Here is a 17,301-nt window from a genome sequence, read left to right as displayed (position 1 = left end):
GTGCCAGGCGGTGAACGAGATTAGCGCGAAGTTTGCAAAGTAGTTTGCAGAATCAGAAGTCGAAGTCCACAGGCATACTCAGCAGGCAAGACACAGGGGAAACGCGGAACTCGGCGCAGTATTTGCGCCGTGATCCGCGCACGCAGTAAACCGAAGCATCCAATAACGGAATCGACGCACACATGAGTCAAACGGAACAAGGCACCCTGACCCCGGACACGCCGGAAGTCTCGGTCATCATTCCGGTCTACAACGAGGAAGCTGGCCTTCCCGCGCTGTTCGCGCGCCTGTATCCGGCGCTCGACAAGCTCGGCACCTCGTACGAAGTGATCTTCATCAACGACGGCAGCCGCGACCGCTCGGCCGCGATGCTCGCCGAGCAGTTCCGCGCGCGGCCCGACACCACGCGCGCGATCCTGCTCAACGGCAATTACGGCCAGCACATGGCGATTCTCGCGGGCTTCGAGCAGGCGCGCGGCGAAATCGTCATCACGCTCGACGCCGACCTGCAAAATCCGCCCGAGGAAATCGGCAAGCTCGTCGAGAAGATGCGCGAGGGCTACGACTACGTCGGCACCATCCGCAAGCAGCGTCAGGACAGCCTCTGGCGGCGCAAGGCTTCGCAGGCGATGAACCGTCTGCGCGAGCGCATCACGCGCATCAAGATGACCGACCAGGGCTGCATGCTGCGCGCGTACAACCGCCGCATCATCGACACGATCAACCGCTGCGGCGAAATCAACACCTTCATTCCGGCGCTCGCCTACACGTTCTCGCAAAACCCGGTCGAGGTCGAGGTCGCGCACGAAGAGCGCTTCGCCGGCGAATCGAAGTACTCGCTCTACAGCCTCATTCGCCTGAATTTCGACCTCGTGACGGGCTTTTCCGTCGTGCCGCTGCAGTGGCTGTCGTTCATCGGCGTGATCCTGTCGCTCGGCTCGGCCGGGCTCTTCGTGCTGCTGCTGATTCGCCGCTTCATCATCGGCGCGGAAGTGCAAGGCGTGTTCACGCTGTTCGCCATCACGTTCTTCCTGCTCGGCGTGATCATCTTCGCGCTCGGTCTGCTGGGCGAGTACATCGGCCGCATCTACCAACAGGTGCGCGCGCGTCCGCGTTACCTGATCCAGACGATCCTCGAGGAACGCAATGGCCGCGCCGTCGTCGATACGCCGCGCCAGGATTTCGTGCAGGCCGCCGCGTTCGCGCAACCGGCGCCGACGGTTCAACCCGCCAATGCGGCCACGAACCCGGCCAATGAAGGAGCCGGCCAATGAAACCGCGTGCCGTTGTCTTCGCGTATCACAACGTGGGGGTGCGCTGTCTGCAGGTGCTGCTCGCGGGCGGCGTCGACGTTGCGCTCGTCGTCACGCATGAAGACAGCCCGACCGAGAACATCTGGTTCGGCAGCGTGAAGTCGGTGGCGCAGGAGCATGGCATCGAGGTCGTCACGCCCGCCGACCCGAAGAGCGCCGAGCTGCGCGCGGCCGTTTCCGCGGCACGGCCGGACTTCATCTTCTCGTTCTACTACCGGCACATGCTGCCCGTAGATCTGCTCGCGCTCGCCGGGCGCGGCGCGTACAACATGCACGGTTCGCTCCTGCCGAAGTACCGTGGCCGCGTGCCCACGAACTGGGCCGTGCTCAACGGCGAAACCGAGACGGGCGCCACGCTGCACGAAATGGCCGCGAAGCCCGACGCGGGTGCGATCGTCGCGCAAACGCCGGTGCCGATCCTCCCCGACGACACCGCCGCGCAGGTCTTCGACAAGGTCACGGTCGCCGCCGAGCAGACGCTCTGGCGCGTGCTGCCCGCGCTGATTGCGGGCGAGGCGCCGCATCTGCCGAACGACCTCACCAAGGGCAGCTACTACGGTGGGCGCAAGCCGGAAGACGGCCGCGTCGACTTCGGCCAAAGCGCGCAGCAGGTGTACAACCTCATTCGCGCCGTCGCGCCGCCCTATCCCGGCGCGTTCACCGACATCGGCAACGAGCGTTTTGTCATTGCCCGCGCGCGCCTCGTGCGCCCCGGCTCGCAAGAAGCCGAAAGGGTCCGCCCCCTCGCCGGATTGCCCGTGGGCATCCACGTAAGCGATAATGCGCTTTTCGCCGTCTGCGGCGACGCACGCGCCATCGCGATCCACGAACTGCGGCATGCGCATAACGGCCAAGAAACCGTTATCAGCCCCGCCGCGTTCTCCGAACTCATTTCATCTGTCCCCCGTCCATGACCAAAAAAGTCCTGATCCTGGGTGTGAACGGCTTTATCGGCCACCACCTCTCCAAGCGCATCCTCGAATCCACGAACTGGGAAGTGTTCGGCATGGACATGCAGACGGATCGCCTCGGCGACCTCGTCAAGCATGAGCGGATGCACTTCTTCGAAGGCGACATCACGATCAACAAGGAGTGGGTCGAGTACCACGTCAAGAAGTGCGACGTGATCCTGCCGCTCGTCGCCATCGCCACGCCCGCTACCTACGTGCAGCAGCCGCTGCGCGTGTTCGAACTCGACTTCGAAGCGAACCTGCCGATCGTGCGTTCGGCCGTGAAGTACCGCAAGCACCTCGTTTTCCCGTCGACCTCCGAGGTCTACGGCATGTGCTCGGACGAGCAGTTCGATCCGGACGCCTCGGCGCTGACCTACGGCCCGATCAACAAGCCGCGCTGGATCTACGCGTGCTCGAAGCAGCTCATGGACCGCGTGATCTGGGGCTACGGCATGGAAGGCCTGAACTTCACGCTGTTCCGTCCGTTCAACTGGATCGGCCCGGGCCTCGACTCGATCTACACGCCGAAGGAAGGTTCGTCGCGCGTCGTGACGCAGTTCCTCGGCCATATCGTGCGCGGCGAGAACATCAGCCTCGTGGATGGCGGCGCGCAAAAGCGTGCGTTCACCGACATCGACGACGGCATCGAAGCGCTAATGAAGATCATCGAGAACAAGGACGGCGTCGCCACGGGCAAGATCTACAACATCGGCAACCCGACCAACAACTTCTCGGTGCGCGAACTCGCGCACAAGATGCTCGCGCTCGCCGCCGAATTCCCGGAGTACGCCGAAACGGCCAAGAAGGTGCAGCTCGTCGAAACGTCGTCGGGCGCGTACTACGGCGCCGGCTACCAGGACGTGCAGAACCGCGTGCCGAAGATCGACAACACGAAGCAGGAACTCGGCTGGGCGCCGAAGTCGACCTTCGACGAAGCGCTGCGCAAGATCTTCGAAGCGTACCGCGGCCATGTGGCCGAAGCGCGTGCGCTCGTCGAACAACACTAAGCGTTAGAGAAAGGTCCTCGCCTCTTGGCTCGCATCGTTCTGAAAATCGACGTCGACACGCTGCGCGGCACGCGCGAAGGCGTGCCGAACCTCGCGCGCATCTTCGATCGCTACAAGGCGCGCGCCACGTTCCTGTTCAGCCTCGGCCCCGATCACACGGGCTGGGCGCTGCGCCGCGTGCTGCGGCCGGGCTTTCTCAAGAAGGTCTCGCGCACGTCGGTGGTCGAGCACTACGGCGTGAAGCAGCTGATGTACGGCGTGCTGCTGCCGGGCCCCGACATCGGCGTGGAAGCCGCGGCTGAAATGCGCGCGATTCACGAAGCCGGCTTCGAGTGCGGCATCCACACGTGGGATCACGTGTACTGGCAGGACAACGTGCGCACGCGTGACGCGCAATGGACCGCGCGCCAGATGCAGAAGAGCCACGACCGCTTCACGCGCATCTTCGGCACGCCGCCCGTCACGCACGGCGCGGCAGGCTGGCAGATGAACGAGGCGGCCTTCGAGCAGATCGACACGTGGGGCATGAAGTACGCCTCGGACGGGCGTGGCCACTCGCCCTACCGTCCGGTAGTGGCGGGCCGCACGTTGAACCACGTGCAAATGCCCACCACGCTGCCCACGCTCGACGAGGTGCTCGGCGTCGATGGCGTCGATACCGACACGGTCGCCGCGTGGATGCTCAAGCGCACCGAAAACAACCCGCACGACCAGGTCTTCACGCTGCACGCCGAACTCGAAGGCCAGAAGCTCGCCCCCATCTTCGAGCAGCTGCTCTCGGGCTGGCGCGCGCAAGGCCACACGTTTGCCACGATGGGCGATTACCATGCGACGCTGGACCCGGATTCGCTGCCATCGTACCCTGTCACCTGGGGCGAGATCGCCGGCCGCTCCGGCCAGCTGATCGTTCAGCCCGACTGAATCCGCCGCCCGCGCGCCGCGGGGTGCCTGCCCGGACCCGCGCCCGCGCAACGCCCCCCGCCGCGGGCGGCACGCCGTCCCGGCGAAACGGCGCTGCAGCCTCCAGATTCAAAGTGCTGCGGCAACGCCAGCCAATAACAAAGGGAGAGCCACGTGCCTGACGTGACCATCGCAGTCGACCACCCCGTTCCCGACTTTACCGCCCCCGCCACCGGCGGCGACTTCACGCTTTCGAGCCTGAAGGGCAGCAAGGTGGTGCTCTACTTCTATCCGAAAGACAACACGCCGGGCTGCACGACGGAGGGCCTGCAGTTCCGCGACCTCTCTCCGAAGTTCAAGAAGGCCGGCGCGCAGATCGTGGGCGTGTCGCGCGACAGCGTGCGCTCGCACGATAACTTCAAGGCCAAGCTCGAATTGCCGTTTACCTTGGTATCGGATGCCGACGAAGCGCTGTGCACGCTCTTCGACGTCATCAAATTGAAGAAAATGTATGGCAAACAGGTACGAGGTATCGAACGCTCGACCTTCCTGATCGACGCTGCCGGCGTGCTACGCCAGGAGTGGCGCGGCATCAAGGTTCCGGGCCATGTCGAGGAAGTTCTGGAGGCTGTACAAGCGCTTTGAGGAGCGTTATATTGGGCTGCAATGAGTGCCTGTCCAACCCTTTTTACGTCGCGTTGCGGCGGTTTCGCAGCCGGTCATGCAATGACCGGAAATGCGCATCCGAGGCAACGGGACAACACCGAAGTGAAGCCGCTTGCCTCGTCATCCGGGGCAGCGGCTTTTTTGTTTGTTCCACGCTGTTCCCTCCCGCTTTTCTCCCCGTTCGTGCCGGCTTTGCGACCCGGTGCGCGCAAACGTCAAGGAGCTGATCGAAAACCAGGCGAACCGGCATTTTCTGACCTGAGCGCGCACCTTGCGCAGTAACGGCGGGCGCCTACCCGGCACCCGCACGCACCGCCCGAAAGCGCGCCTTACTGGGTAACCCCGCGACCACTCGACCCGATTTTTTCGAGGGACACCATGCCTTTGCCTACTCCCCCCAGCAAGCTCGGCAACCTGCTGCCGCCGGATGAATACAAGACGCGTGCCCGCACGACGCGCAGCACACGCAAGGCCGCGAGCGAGAACGACGCTGCCGACGTTGCCGAATACGGCCCCGCGAGCGTCGCCGAGCCGATGACGCAGGCCGCCAACGCCGCGACCACGCTGCGCACGGTGCCGCTTCCGAGCGGCAGCGCCGAACTCGCCGCGCTCGAACCGGTCGCACCGGCGCCCGCGCGCAGCAAGCGCAACAACAGCAAGCAAGTGACGGCCGCGCTGCTGCAGCCTGTCGAGGCACGCACCGGAGCCGACACGCCCGTTGGGCGCGGCGGCAAGCCCGCGTCGGCGAAAGCCTCCGGCGGCGCCGCTGCGCCTGCCACGCGCGCCGGCACGAAAAAACGCGTGCATCCCGAAGAGAGCACCGAAGTCCAGAAGCTCTTCGTGCTCGACACGAACGTGCTCATGCACGACCCGACCTGCTTGTTCCGTTTCGAGGAGCACGACGTCTATCTGCCGATGATGACGTTGGAAGAACTCGACAACCACAAGAAGGGCATGTCGGAAGTCGCGCGAAACGCTCGCCAGGTGAGCCGCACGCTCGACCAGCTGGTTGCCAACGCGGGCCCGATCTCCGAAGGCATTTCGCTTGGCCGCCTCGGCAGCCGCGAGGCGCTCGGACGCCTGTACTTCCAGACTACGCTCACGCATATCGATCCGGTCGACGGCCTGCCCCAAGGCAAGGCCGACAACCAGATTCTCGGCGTGGTGCGCGCGCTGCAGCGCGACCGGCCGGACCGGCTCGTCGTGCTGGTGTCGAAAGACATCAACATGCGCATCAAGGCGCATGCGCTCGGGCTGCCCGCGGAAGACTACTTCAACGACCAGGTTCTCGAAGACAAGGACCTGCTCTACTCGGGCGTGCGCGCGCTCCAGCAGGACTTCTGGTCGAAGCACGCGAAGGGCATGGAGTCCTGGCAGGACACCAAGACCGGCACGACGTATTACCGCGTGACGGGCCCCGAGTGCCTCTCGATGCTCGTGAACGAGTTCGTATATCTCGAGCCGCAGAACGGCGAACCGGCGTTCCACGCGATCGTGCGCGAGCTCAACGGCAAGACGGCGCTCCTGCAAACGCTGCGCGACTACGGCCACCACAAGAACAACGTGTGGGGCATCACGGCGCGCAACCGCGAGCAGAACTTCGCGCTGAACCTGCTGATGAACCCGGAGATCGACTTCGTCACGCTGCTCGGCCAGGCCGGCACGGGCAAGACGCTCGTCGCGCTTGCGGCGGGTCTCGCGCAAGTGCTCGACGAAAAGCGCTACAACGAGATCATCGTCACGCGCGCGACGGTGCCGGTTGGCGAGGACATCGGCTTCCTGCCGGGCACGGAAGAGGAAAAGATGCAGCCGTGGATGGGCGCCTTCGACGACAACCTCGAAGTCCTCCAGAAAACCGATGACGCCGCCGGCGAATGGGGGCGCGCTGCGACTCAGGAACTGATCCGCTCGCGCCTGAAAGTGAAGAGCATGAACTTCATGCGCGGCCGCACGTTCGTCGACAAGTATCTGATCATCGACGAGGCGCAGAACCTTACGCCCAAGCAGATGAAGACGCTCGTCACGCGTGCGGGTCCGGGCACGAAGATCGTGTGTCTGGGCAACATCGCGCAGATCGATACGCCTTATCTCACCGAAGGGAGTTCGGGCCTCACCTACGTGGTGGACCGCTTCAAGGGCTGGGCGCACAGCGGCCACGTGACGCTCGCCCGCGGCGAACGCTCGCGGCTGGCCGATTACGCGTCCGATATCCTGTAATCCATTCGCTGGGCGCCGCTTTTCAGGGGCTCCCACGCATTGGGCAAGGACCGTATCCGGGGAACCAGATACGGTCCTTTTTTATTGGCCACGCGTCCCCCAGGCGCAACAGTTGGCGCCCGAACTTCAAGTAAGTTGTGAAGAATCCTTGCGAAAGCCCTGACGGGCGGGCTACCATCCGCCCATGATCCGTTTTCCCAAAGGCGCACGCGTCGCGCGCGCCGTGTTCGTTTCATGCGTCGACTCTGGCTTCCGCTTCTGATCGCAGTCCTGCTTGCCGCGTGCTCCAGCGCGCCGCAAAAGGTATCGCGCAGCGGTTCGTCTTCCAGCGAAAACGCGTGGCGAACCCGGCCACCGGGATTTCCCAATTTCGTCGATCACAGCGTGGGCCGCGAGGAAATCTCGATCCAGGCGATGGGGCTCGTCGGCATTCCGTATCGCTGGGGCGGCAATACGCCCGATAGCGGCTTCGATTGCAGCGGTCTCGTGAAATACGTGCTGGCCCGCTCGGCCTCGGTCGACTTGCCGCGCACCACCGCGGAAATGAGCACGCGCGGCGAAACCATCGAACCCGATGAGATCGCAGCCGGTGATCTCGTCTTCTTCAATACGACAGGACGACCGCATTCGCACGTCGGGATCTACGTGGGCAATCTGCGCTTCGTGAATGCGCCTTCGACGGGCGGCACAGTGCGGCTCGACTATCTGACCAACCCCTACTGGGCGAAACGCTTCGACGGGATCCGCCGCATGGCGCCGGCGCGGCGCACGCCTTTCGAGACCCCGACGTGGGAAGCCTCTGCGCCGACTGAACGTTCGCCCGGCGTGAACGTCGCACCACCAGCCGCCGCCATGGCGAGCGTCGCGCCTGCCGCGGGTGCACAGCCCGCGCCGCGTGCGGTCGCTGCGAGCCAGAATCGCATTGTCGCTGCGCCGGCTTCGGCCTATGTGGCAACTCAGGCAACGCCACCGACGGCCTCGACAGCGACGACCGCCTCCGCCGACGCGTTCGAGCCGCCACCCGCTTCGCTCGGCGCGGCGCAAACGCAGGCACGCGACGCGGGCACGCTTGCTCCCGCAACTGCGTCCGGCTACGCCAGCAGCGCACCGCGCGACGCCATCGACGCCGCCGCCGACGCCTTCGAGCCCCCGCCGCCCACCGCCAACGCGGCGGCGCGCCAGGCCGGCCAGGTGGGCTCGACGCCGATCCAGGCGGCGGCTCCGTCCGCCGGCAGCGTGCAGATCATGCGCGCCTCGACAGCCGGTTCAGTCTCGCCCGCCCCGACCCAGTCCAGCGACGATCCCATCGCGCGCTTTGCCAACAGCGGCGACTGAAGCTGCCACCCCCGGCGCTGACGGGCACCTTGCCCCTGGCCGGACGGCAACTCATGCTTCCAGCGGTTTGCGGCGCCCCGCGCCTCTGCTATCGTTTCGGGACCGTTTTTCATACTTTCGCGCAGCGAGGCGACGATGGATCTTGGACTCAGCAAGAAGGTGGTACTCGTAACGGGCGGCAGCAAGGGCATTGGCCTTGCCTGCGCGCGCGCCTTTGCGCAGGAAGGCGCCCGCGTGGCGATCGTCTCGCGCGACCCCGCCAATCTCGCGCGCGCGCGCGAACAATTGGCGAGCGAGGGCCTGCACGTGCACCTCACCCGCGCCGACCTGCACGAAGCCCATAGCGCCGCGGACGTGGTCGAAGAAGTCTCCACGGCGGTCGGCCCCATCGATATCCTCATCAACAGCGCGGGCGCGGCACGCCGCTACGACCCGGAAACGCTCGATGCGGACGCGTTCAAGGCGACGATGGAGGCGAAATATTTCCCGTACATCTACCCGCAGCAGGAAGTGCTGCGCCGCATGGTGCAACGGATCAAGTCAGGCGAGAGCACGGAGCCCGGCGCCATCGTCAATATCATCGGCATGGGCGGGAAGTTCGCGAGCGATATCCATATTGCGGGAGGCGCGGCCAACGCAGCATTGATGCTCGCCACCGTGGGCCTCGCGCACTATCACGCGCGCTACGGCATCCGCATCAACGCGATCAACCCGGGCGCCACGCTCACGGAACGGTTGCAGGAGGCCGTTCAGCTGGAGGCTCAACGGACGGGCGTCGGCGCCGACGAGGCGTTGGCGAGCGGCGAATCGAAGGTGCCGCTCGGGCGCTATGCGAAGCCGGAGGAAATCGCCGACGTCGCGCTTTTCCTCGCGAGCCGGCGCGCGAGCTACGTCACGGGCGCGCTCATTCCGATGGATGGGGCCAGCACGCCCCTGATCTGAAGCGCCCGCCAGCACGCCCGCGAGGGCCCCAAAAGCACTGCGGCGCCCGAAGGCGCCGCAGGTATTACATGAAGCGGTGACCGAGCCACCAGGCCGCCGCGGCCAACGTGGCCGACGCCGGTATGGTCAGCACCCAGGCCCAGACGATGTTGCCCGCCACGCCCCAGCGCACCGCACTGAGCTTCTGTGTCGCGCCAACGCCGACAATCGCGCCCGTGATCGTGTGCGTGGTCGAAACGGGAATACCCATCCACGAAGCCGTGAAGAGCGTGAGCGCCCCGCCCGCCTCCGCGCAAAAACCGCCCACCGGCTTGAGCTTGGTGATCTTCTGGCCCATGGTGCGCACGATGCGCCAGCCGCCAAACAGCGTGCCGAGACCCATCGACAGATAGCAGCCGCCAATCACCCAGATGGGCGGCGCGTCGGAGCCGATTGCCGAGTAGCCCGTTGCGATCAGCAGCATCCAGATGATGCCGATGGTCTTCTGCGCGTCGTTGCCGCCGTGGCCGAGGCTATAAAGGCCAGCGGAAACGAGTTGCAGCCGCCTGAAGCGCCGGTCGACCTTGCTTGGCGGTGTGCGGAAGTACAGCCACGACACCGTGAGCATGAAGAACGATCCCAGGATGAAACCGAGCAGCGGCGAGATGAAGATGAACGCCACCGTCTTCATGAGGCCGTCGAAATTGAGCGAGGCCCAGCCCGACTTCGCGAGTGCCGCGCCCACGAGACCGCCGATCAGCGCGTGCGAAGAGCTAGACGGAATGCCGTAATACCACGTGAGCACGTTCCAGCCGATCGCGCCCATCAGTGCGCCGAACACCACGTAGTGGTCGACGATATCGGGGTCGATCGTGCCTTTGCCGACCGTCTGCGCCACCTTCAGGTGGAACACGAAATAGGCGATCACGTTGAACATGGCGGCAAACGCCACCGCCTGCTGCGGCTTCAGAACGCCGGTGGACACGACCGTGGCGATGGAATTCGCCGCGTCGTGAAAGCCGTTCATGAAGTCGAAGATGAGAGCGATGGCGACCAGTGTCGCGACCGCCCAGAGGGCGAGTTGTATCGATTGCATCGCAGTCCGCTCAGGCGTTCTCTAGCACGATGCCTTCGATGATGTTCGCGACATCCTCGCACTTGTCCGTGATCGCTTCGAGCAATTCGTAGATGGCCTTCAGCTTGATCAGCGTCTTGACGTTGTCTTCCTCGCGGAACAGCTTCGAGATGGCGGAGCGCAGCAGGCGGTCGGCGTCGGATTCGAGGCGATCGATGTCCTCGCAGGCCTTGAGGATTTCGCGCGCCTGCTTCATGTCGGAGAGGAGCCCCACCGCCAGTTGCACCCGCTCGGCCGTGGCCGTCACCACATGCGCCAGCTGGCTCGCCTCGGCCGTCACGGCTTGCACGTCGTACAGCGAAATGGCCGTGGCGACGTCCTCCATGAGGTCGAGGCAATCGTCCATCGTCGTGATCAGCTTATGGATCTCGTCGCGGTCGAGCGGCGTGATGAAGGTCTTGTGCAGCAGGTCGATCGCCTCGTGCGTGAGCTTGTCGGCGGCCTTCTCGGCGGACTGCACGTTCTGCTTGTGGACCTCGGCGTCGGCGAGGTTATCGATCAGAAGTTCGAGTTCGCGGCTCGCGGAAACGATGCATTTCGCATGCGCGTTGAAAATTTCGAAGAACTTGCCCTCGGTGGGCATGAATCGACCGAACATTGGTATCCCGGAAATTGGTCACGGATTGCCGTCAGTAAGCGGCAAATTAGGCGGCAAAATAAGCGACAAAGCCAACCGTCATAAAACGGCAATATTGTATCGTCAGGAGAGTGCCGCCGCATGGATCGGCTAACGCCACCGCGGCATTTGCGCCACTTTGGCGCAAGCCGCGCAAGGAATGGGGTTATTCGCCGTAGAAGGTCTGCGCCCCGGCAAAATTGTCGAACTTCGTGTATTGACCGTGGAACGTGAGGCGAACGGGCCCGATCGGACCGTTACGCTGCTTGCCGATGATGATTTCGGCGGTGCCCTTGTCGGGGCTGTCCGGGTTGTAGACTTCGTCGCGATAGATGAACAGAATCACGTCCGCGTCCTGTTCGATAGCGCCCGATTCGCGCAGGTCCGACATCACCGGCCGCTTGTTCGGACGCTGCTCCAGACCGCGGTTCAGCTGCGACAGCGCGATCACGGGTACGTCCAGTTCCTTTGCGAGGCTCTTGAGCGAGCGCGAGATTTCCGAAATTTCGGTCGCCCGGTTTTCGCCCGACGACGAGCCGCTCATGAGCTGCAAGTAGTCAATGATGATCAGCCCGAGCTTGCCGCACTGGCGCGACAGACGCCGCGCGCGCGAGCGCAATTCCATCGGGTTCAGGCCGCCCGTTTCGTCGATGAAGATCTGCGCCTCGCTCATTTTCTGCACGGCGTGCGTGAGCTTCGGCCAGTCCTCGTCGGTCAGCCGGCCCGTACGCATCCGGTGCTGGTCCAGACGCCCGACCGAACCGAGCATACGCATGATCAGCTGCGTGCCCGGCATTTCCATCGAGAACACCGCCACCGGCAGCCCGTACTCCACGGCCACGTATTCGCCGATGTTCATCGAGAACGCGGTCTTACCCATCGACGGGCGCCCTGCCACGATGATCAGCTCGCCGCCGTGCATGCCCGACGTCATGCGGTCGAGGTCCATGAAGCCCGTGGGCGTACCCGTCACGTCGCTCGGGTTGGCCGTGTGATAGAGCGTGTCGATACGCTCCACGACCTGCGTGAGCAGCGGCCCGATCTCAAGGAAGCCCTGGGTACCGCGCGCGCCGTCTTCGGCGATCGAGAAGACCTTCGACTCGGCCTCGTCGAGCAGCTGGCGCACTTCCTTGCCCTGCGGGTTGAAGGCGTCGGCGGAAATTTCGTCGGCAACGGAAACGAGGCGGCGCAGCACTGCCCGGTCTCGCACGATTTCCGCGTAGCGGCGAATGTTCGCGGCGCTCGGCGTGTTCTGCGCGAGTGCGTTCAGGTACGCGAGGCCGCCCACGTCATCGGCTTTGCCCGAGGTGCCGAGCGCTTCGTACACCGTCACCACGTCGGCCGGGCGCGTGGCCGCGATCAGCCGGCCAATGTGTTCGAAAATGATGCGGTGATCGTAGCGGTAGAAGTCACTTTGCGAGAGGAAGTCGGCAATCCGGTCCCACGCGGCGTTATCCAGCAGCAGGCCGCCGAGCACCGATTGCTCGGCTTCGATCGAATGCGGCGGGACCTTCAGCGAGTCGAGTTGGGGATCTTTCGGAGCGTTCATGGAGGGCAATTATCGGACAAGGGGGTGCCTCGAACAAGCGTCAAAACTCGCAACGAGCGTCCAGACAGCGCACAACAAAAAAGGCAGAAGCCCTGCGGCTCCTGCCCTTCCTGATCTTGCGTCAAACCGCGCGGCCCGCAAGGGCCGCACGTGGGTACTTAGGCGTGCTCGCCCAGCACCGACACCGTGACGTCGACGAGGACGTCGGTGTGCAGCGCAACCTGCACCGGGTGGTCGCCCACCATCTTCAGCGGGCCTTCCGGCAGACGCACTTGCGCCTTTTCCACTGCGAAGCCTTGCTTCGTGAGTGCAACGGCGATGTCCGCGTTCGTGACCGAACCGAACAGACGGCCGTCCACGCCAGCCTTCTGGCCGATCTGAACGGTCAGACCGTTCAGCTTTTCGCCTTCAGCTTGCGCAGCTGCCAGCTTTTCAGCGGCGGCCTTTTCGAGTTCAGCGCGGCGAACTTCGAATTCAGCGATTGCGTCCTTCGTTGCGCGGCGTGCCTTCTTGTTCGGGATCAGGAAGTTACGTGCGTAACCGTCCTTAACCTTCACGATGTCGCCGAGGTTACCCAGGTTGACGACTTTTTCCAGAAGAATGATCTGCATTCTATTGCTCCTTATCGCGTCGTCTTATTAGGCCTTGTGCTGGTCGGTGTACGGCATCAGCGCGAGGAAACGCGCGCGCTTGATAGCCGTGTCCAGCTGACGCTGATAGTGGGCCTTCGTACCCGTCAGACGAGCCGGCGTGATCTTGCCGTTTTCGCCGATGAAGTCCTTCAGCGTATCGAGGTCCTTGTAGTCGATCTGTTCGACGTTTGCAGCCGTGAAGCGGCAGAACTTCTTACGCTTGAAGAGCGGGTTTTGTTGCTGACGACGCTTGTCGAATTTCTTACCAGTCGGGCGGGGCATGATTAGTCCTTTCCTGTGCCTTGCATTTCGGTGATGTGAAACACCAGGGTTCGCGCATTGCGGTGCTTTTTCGCCAGAAAACCGGTGAAGAGCGCTTCCACGCCCATCTCACAGCTTTCTACGAGACCGCAGGCCTTGCCGGCCGCCACCGCGGGCATCGTGAGTTCGACGAAGCGGGGAATGCCGGCTTCGACGACCTCCGTGCGATGCTGCAACGTCACGCTTGCAATCGGAACGCCGGCGGGGGTGTACCGCACCGGTTCGCGCTCGACGACGCTGGCCGTAAGCTGCAGCCTGTTCACGGGGCTAGTTCAGGCAAATGAGCTTGAATCCTGATGGCTTGTGTACTTAAGCCTGCGCTTCGGTCGGCTGGGCAGCCGCCTTCTTGGCTTCTTCGCGCTGCACTTCCTTCATCATCGGCGACGGGCCGGTTTCGGCCTTCTTCATCTTGACGATGAGGTGACGCAGAACAGCGTCGTTGAACTTGAACGCGTGTTCCAGTTCGTCGAGCGTGGTCTGGTCGCATTCGATGTTCATGCAGACGTAGTGAGCCTTCGCGAGTTTCTCGATCATGTAGGCCAGTTGACGACGGCCCCAGTCTTCGATGCGGTGGATCTGGCCACCGTGCGAGGTGATCGTGCTCTTGTAGCGCTCGATCATGGCGGGCACTTGCTCGCTCTGATCGGGATGCACGATGAAGACGATTTCGTAATGACGCATGTTCACTCCTTGTGCTGACTTGTGGATATAAGCCACCCGGGCGTCGGAACCGGTGCGGCAAGTGAGAAGCCGAAGATTGTAGCGCGAATGGGTTGGCCGCGCAAGGCAGATCGTGGGTCTGGGCGGTGAATCGGGCGTGTTTTCAATGACTTGCGCGGTGGGGCGCGTCTTGAAGAGGCTCCACCGCGTTCTTGCGAGACGAAAACCTAGCTGCCGGCCGCCTCGCTCGCGCCGCCCGCGAGACGGGCGTCAAGCGCCGCGCGCAGGCCGTCGAGCGCGTCCGAGCCGGCGTCCGTCACGGCCCACCAGGTCATGCCCGCCGCCTCCCAGCGCAGGAGCGCGTAGCCTTCGCTCGAACCGCTCGGCGCGGCGCCCGAGACGGCTGGCCCGCTCGCGCCGGGCGGGAACACATAGACGTCGATCACGTGCTTGCGATAGTGATAGACGAGCACGGCAACACGTTCGCGCCCCACATAATCGAGGCGCCCGCCCGCCAGCGCAAAACCCTGCTGCGCCAGATCGAAGACGGGCGGCGCGTAGTCGATACGGCCGTTGAACCATGGCTTCACGGTGTGGCGGTCCGTCGAGATCACGTCGATGTCGCGGCCCGAGATCTGGGCGCGCACGTGGCTCGATACGAGATCGTCGATGAAAGCTGTCTCCGCGGCTGGGCGGCGCAGCTGCAACGAGCCGATCACCGCCAGCGCACACAGGATCAGCACGGCGCAGCCGAACCACGCAAGCGTGGCCGCGCGCGGACCGGCGCCCGCGGCCGGAGCGCTCCAACCACCGCCTCCGCCCTGCGCCGCTGCGCCGCTGCCAGGCCACCAGTTGCGCAGCCAGGCGCGCCAGCCGCCTGAGTCGCGCACGGGAGCTGGCGATGGCGTTGCCTTTGGAGACGCCACTTCGGTTGACGGCAATGCCGCGACGATGCGCGCAGCCAGTCCAGCCGGCGCACGGTGGTAGGGTGCCGAGCGAATCATCTGAGAGATGGCCTGAGCATCGTCGGCGACGCGGCGGCACTGCTCGCAACCTGCGAGATGCTCGCGCACACGCCATTCGTCGGCGGCGGAGAGTTCGCGATCGACGCTCGCGTCGACCAGCGGGCGCGCTTCGTTACAGTTCATCTGGCGCCTCCGTCGTTCGGCCGTCAGTGCGGGAGCGAGAATGCAACGACGCTCCGCCGTCGGCGGCCGGCTCCTCGCGGAACCGACCGCCGCTCCCCCGGCCGGATGGTCTCCTGGCTTGACTGCTTCCCCCGACACCTGCTCTGTCGTCCGCGCAGCCGTGGGCGCGGACAACCGAATCACTTGCAGACTCATCGCCTGCCGTGCTGGCCGAAGCTTTACCGCTCTCGCCGCTGTGGTACGCCGCCAGCAGCGTCGCCAGACGCCTTCGGCCGCGTGCGAGCCGCGACATCACCGTGCCAACCGGCAAGTCGGCAATGGCCGCGATTTCGCGGTAGCCCAGTTCCTCCAGCTCGCGCAGCACCAGCACTTCCCGATACTCGACCGGCAGGCGCCTTAGCGCGTCCTGCACGTGGCGTGCGTCTTCGGCGCGGATCGCAAGCGTCTCCGGATCGACTCCGCCCGTTTCCCAGCCTTCGAGCGGCGCGTCGTCGCGCAACTCGTCGAATGGCGCCACCTCTTCCGCGCCCGCGCGCCGCCGCCATTCGTCGTACCAGACGCGCCGCACGATCGCCAGCAGCCACGGGCGGGCCTCGTCGCCGCGAAACGTGTCGAAGAAGCGAAACGCCCGCAGGAACGCCTCCTGGACGATATCTTCCGCGTCGCCCGGATTGCGCGAAAGCCAGCGCGCGAGGTTGTAGGCCGCATCGAGATGCGGCAGCGCCAGCGCCTGAAAGCGGCGGCTGCGTCCGGCCTCATCCTGCTCGTACGCGGATTCGCCCACGTCGTCCCCTCGCGTCTTCGTCTGGCTTGCTTGCGCGACCGTGGCCGCTATACACGCATTACCGAAGCTCGGGCCAGTTTATTCCCGCGCGCTGTGCACGAAAACGAAAAAAAATTTGAAACGCGTCACGCGCCGGTCCAATAGCCCGGCCGCGCGTAGACCTCCTTAAGGTAGTCGATGAAATAGCGCACGCGCGCCGGCACATAACGCTGCTGCGGATACACCGCGAGGATGTCGTACTCCGGCAGCGCATACTCGTCGAGCACGGTTTCAAGTTCGCCGCGCGCGAGCTGAGCGTCGATCTCCCAGGTCGAGCGCCAGCCGAGTCCGAGACTCTCGGTCACCCAGCGGTGCAGCAGTTCGCCGTCGTTGCAGTCGAGCGTACCGCCCACGCGCACGGTCACGAGCTTGCCGCCGCGGCTGAAGTACCAGCCGCGGTTCTGGCCGCCCTGCAGGTTGAACGCGAGGCAATTGTGGTTCGGCAGGTCTTCGAGCGTTTGCGGGCGCCCGTGCTTGCGGAAATATTCAGGCGTGCCGCACACCACGCGCCGGTTCGAGGCGAGCTTCACGGCAACGAAATTCGGATCCACCGCACCGCCGATGCGGATCGACAGGTCATAGCCCTCGCGTACCAGATCGACCACGCGGTCGGTGAGATTGAACGAAACCTGGAGTTCGGGCTTGTCGGCGAGAAACTCGGGCGCGAGCGGCGCAACGTGCTTGCGCCCGAACGCGGCCGGCGCCGAGACGATCAGATGGCCGCTCACCACCTGGCGCCCGACAGACAGCTCGTTTTCGGCCTGATCCCAGTCGGCGAGCAGGCCGCGGCAGCGCTCGAGAAAAGCCCCGCCCTCCTCGCTCACCACGAGCCGCCGCGTCGAACGGTAGATGAGCTTCACGCCCAGGCGCTTTTCCAGCGCGTCGATCCGCCGCCCGAGGATCACCGGCGAGACGCCTTCCTCGAGCGCCGCGGCGGCGAGGCTGCCCGCGTCCGCGACGCGCACAAAGGTTTCGATCTGTTTGAAGCGGTCCATTGCGTGTCTCCTGTGTCGGCTGGAGTTAGTGCTTCAGCACTTACTCCAGCCCCATGCCGCGCGCCGCAGGCGCCGGCGCGACCCTTGCCCCGCACCGGAAGCCGCGCCCC

At 64.6% G+C, this 17,301-nt stretch carries 18 protein-coding genes; 8 read left to right on the top strand and 10 right to left on the bottom strand.

Annotated elements, in window-relative coordinates:
• Positions 1 to 182: 182 nt before the first annotated feature.
• The 8 genes from U5A58_RS29300 (at position 183) to U5A58_RS29265 (ending at position 9,333) form a co-directional block, all read left to right on the top strand.
• Positions 183 to 1,274, top strand: coding sequence for a glycosyltransferase (locus U5A58_RS29300; RefSeq protein WP_321964010.1), 1,092 nt, complete (start codon positions 183 to 185; stop codon positions 1,272 to 1,274).
• Positions 1,271 to 2,227, top strand: a complete 957-nt coding sequence (locus U5A58_RS29295; protein WP_321914313.1) for a formyltransferase — start codon at positions 1,271 to 1,273, stop codon at positions 2,225 to 2,227. The genes U5A58_RS29300 and U5A58_RS29295 overlap by 4 nt, the downstream gene beginning before the upstream one ends.
• On the top strand, positions 2,224 to 3,273 hold the full coding sequence (locus U5A58_RS29290) for a bifunctional UDP-4-keto-pentose/UDP-xylose synthase (RefSeq protein WP_133184282.1): 1,050 nt from the start codon (positions 2,224 to 2,226) through the stop codon (positions 3,271 to 3,273). Before U5A58_RS29295 ends, U5A58_RS29290 begins: the two co-directional genes overlap by 4 nt.
• Positions 3,274 to 3,297: 24 nt before the next feature.
• Positions 3,298 to 4,194: a polysaccharide deacetylase family protein gene (locus U5A58_RS29285; RefSeq protein WP_321936715.1), complete on the top strand. Its 897-nt coding sequence runs from the start codon at positions 3,298 to 3,300 to the stop codon at positions 4,192 to 4,194.
• Positions 4,195 to 4,356: 162 nt separating this feature from the next.
• Positions 4,357 to 4,818, top strand: a complete 462-nt coding sequence (locus U5A58_RS29280) for a peroxiredoxin (RefSeq protein WP_233883785.1) — start codon at positions 4,357 to 4,359, stop codon at positions 4,816 to 4,818.
• 399 nt (positions 4,819 to 5,217) lie between these two features.
• Positions 5,218 to 7,056 (top strand): PhoH family protein, encoded by a 1,839-nt coding sequence (locus U5A58_RS29275; protein ID WP_321936716.1) that lies wholly within the window; start codon positions 5,218 to 5,220, stop codon positions 7,054 to 7,056.
• Between the two features lie 234 nt (positions 7,057 to 7,290).
• Positions 7,291 to 8,391 (top strand): C40 family peptidase, encoded by a 1,101-nt coding sequence (locus U5A58_RS29270; protein WP_321964009.1) that lies wholly within the window; start codon positions 7,291 to 7,293, stop codon positions 8,389 to 8,391.
• A gap of 135 nt (positions 8,392 to 8,526) precedes the next feature.
• Complete coding sequence (locus U5A58_RS29265) at positions 8,527 to 9,333, top strand: SDR family oxidoreductase (protein WP_321964008.1); 807 nt, start codon at positions 8,527 to 8,529, stop codon at positions 9,331 to 9,333.
• A gap of 64 nt (positions 9,334 to 9,397) precedes the next feature.
• Here U5A58_RS29265 and U5A58_RS29260 read toward each other — a convergent pair whose 3' ends face one another.
• The 10 genes from U5A58_RS29260 to U5A58_RS29215 all read right to left on the bottom strand — a co-directional run bounded on the left by U5A58_RS29260 (position 9,398) and on the right by U5A58_RS29215 (position 17,191).
• A complete protein-coding gene (locus U5A58_RS29260; RefSeq protein WP_321914308.1) occupies positions 9,398 to 10,408 on the bottom strand; it encodes an inorganic phosphate transporter in 1,011 nt (336 codons plus the stop codon).
• A 10-nt stretch (positions 10,409 to 10,418) separates the two neighbouring features.
• The gene (locus tag U5A58_RS29255) at positions 10,419 to 11,045 is read right to left on the bottom strand and encodes a DUF47 domain-containing protein (protein ID WP_321914307.1); all 627 of its coding nucleotides are present in this window, start codon (positions 11,043 to 11,045) and stop codon (positions 10,419 to 10,421) included.
• Positions 11,046 to 11,229: 184 nt separating this feature from the next.
• A complete protein-coding gene (locus U5A58_RS29250; protein WP_158757915.1) occupies positions 11,230 to 12,612 on the bottom strand; it encodes a replicative DNA helicase in 1,383 nt (460 codons plus the stop codon).
• Positions 12,613 to 12,770: 158 nt separating this feature from the next.
• Positions 12,771 to 13,223 (bottom strand): 50S ribosomal protein L9, encoded by a 453-nt coding sequence (gene rplI / locus U5A58_RS29245; RefSeq protein ID WP_321914306.1) that lies wholly within the window; start codon positions 13,221 to 13,223, stop codon positions 12,771 to 12,773.
• A 27-nt stretch (positions 13,224 to 13,250) separates the two neighbouring features.
• Complete coding sequence (rpsR, locus tag U5A58_RS29240) at positions 13,251 to 13,526, bottom strand: 30S ribosomal protein S18 (protein ID WP_027797225.1); 276 nt, start codon at positions 13,524 to 13,526, stop codon at positions 13,251 to 13,253.
• Positions 13,527 to 13,528: 2 nt separating this feature from the next.
• A complete protein-coding gene (priB, locus tag U5A58_RS29235) occupies positions 13,529 to 13,828 on the bottom strand; it encodes a primosomal replication protein N (protein WP_028204898.1) in 300 nt (99 codons plus the stop codon).
• Positions 13,829 to 13,874: 46 nt separating this feature from the next.
• Positions 13,875 to 14,246 carry a 30S ribosomal protein S6 gene (rpsF, locus tag U5A58_RS29230; RefSeq protein ID WP_027818337.1) on the bottom strand — a complete coding sequence of 124 codons (372 nt, stop codon included), beginning with the start codon at positions 14,244 to 14,246 and terminating at the stop codon, positions 13,875 to 13,877.
• Positions 14,247 to 14,452: 206 nt separating this feature from the next.
• A complete protein-coding gene (locus U5A58_RS29225) occupies positions 14,453 to 15,373 on the bottom strand; it encodes an anti-sigma factor family protein (protein ID WP_321964007.1) in 921 nt (306 codons plus the stop codon).
• Positions 15,363 to 16,157, bottom strand: a complete 795-nt coding sequence (locus tag U5A58_RS29220) for an RNA polymerase sigma factor (protein WP_321964006.1) — start codon at positions 16,155 to 16,157, stop codon at positions 15,363 to 15,365. The genes U5A58_RS29225 and U5A58_RS29220 overlap by 11 nt, the downstream gene beginning before the upstream one ends.
• 125 nt (positions 16,158 to 16,282) lie before the next feature.
• On the bottom strand, positions 16,283 to 17,191 hold the full coding sequence (locus U5A58_RS29215) for a LysR family transcriptional regulator (protein WP_321964005.1): 909 nt from the start codon (positions 17,189 to 17,191) through the stop codon (positions 16,283 to 16,285).
• Positions 17,192 to 17,301 lie beyond the last annotated feature (110 nt).

This window comes from Paraburkholderia sp. J7 (assembly GCF_905220155.1).
In the GTDB taxonomy this organism is placed as follows: Bacteria; Pseudomonadota; Gammaproteobacteria; order Burkholderiales; family Burkholderiaceae; genus Paraburkholderia.
The sequence above is the reverse complement of the archived record's forward strand: the minus strand, read 5'-3'. Positions and strand labels throughout refer to the sequence as shown.

Coding starts and splice junctions, on each gene's coding strand:
- U5A58_RS29290 (WP_133184282.1), top strand. CDS start 2,224: ATGACCAAAAAAGTCCTGATCCTGGGTGTGAACGGCTTTATCGGCCAC.
- U5A58_RS29270 (WP_321964009.1), top strand. CDS start 7,291: ATGCGTCGACTCTGGCTTCCGCTTCTGATCGCAGTCCTGCTTGCCGCG.
- rpsR (WP_027797225.1), bottom strand. CDS start 13,526: ATGCCCCGCCCGACTGGTAAGAAATTCGACAAGCGTCGTCAGCAACAA.
- rpsF (WP_027818337.1), bottom strand. CDS start 14,246: ATGCGTCATTACGAAATCGTCTTCATCGTGCATCCCGATCAGAGCGAG.
- U5A58_RS29265 (WP_321964008.1), top strand. CDS start 8,527: ATGGATCTTGGACTCAGCAAGAAGGTGGTACTCGTAACGGGCGGCAGC.
- U5A58_RS29260 (WP_321914308.1), bottom strand. CDS start 10,408: ATGCAATCGATACAACTCGCCCTCTGGGCGGTCGCGACACTGGTCGCC.
- U5A58_RS29225 (WP_321964007.1), bottom strand. CDS start 15,373: ATGAACTGTAACGAAGCGCGCCCGCTGGTCGACGCGAGCGTCGATCGC.
- U5A58_RS29215 (WP_321964005.1), bottom strand. CDS start 17,191: ATGGACCGCTTCAAACAGATCGAAACCTTTGTGCGCGTCGCGGACGCG.
- U5A58_RS29275 (WP_321936716.1), top strand. CDS start 5,218: ATGCCTTTGCCTACTCCCCCCAGCAAGCTCGGCAACCTGCTGCCGCCG.
- U5A58_RS29295 (WP_321914313.1), top strand. CDS start 1,271: ATGAAACCGCGTGCCGTTGTCTTCGCGTATCACAACGTGGGGGTGCGC.
- rplI (WP_321914306.1), bottom strand. CDS start 13,223: ATGCAGATCATTCTTCTGGAAAAAGTCGTCAACCTGGGTAACCTCGGC.
- U5A58_RS29255 (WP_321914307.1), bottom strand. CDS start 11,045: ATGTTCGGTCGATTCATGCCCACCGAGGGCAAGTTCTTCGAAATTTTC.
- U5A58_RS29300 (WP_321964010.1), top strand. CDS start 183: ATGAGTCAAACGGAACAAGGCACCCTGACCCCGGACACGCCGGAAGTC.
- U5A58_RS29250 (WP_158757915.1), bottom strand. CDS start 12,612: ATGAACGCTCCGAAAGATCCCCAACTCGACTCGCTGAAGGTCCCGCCG.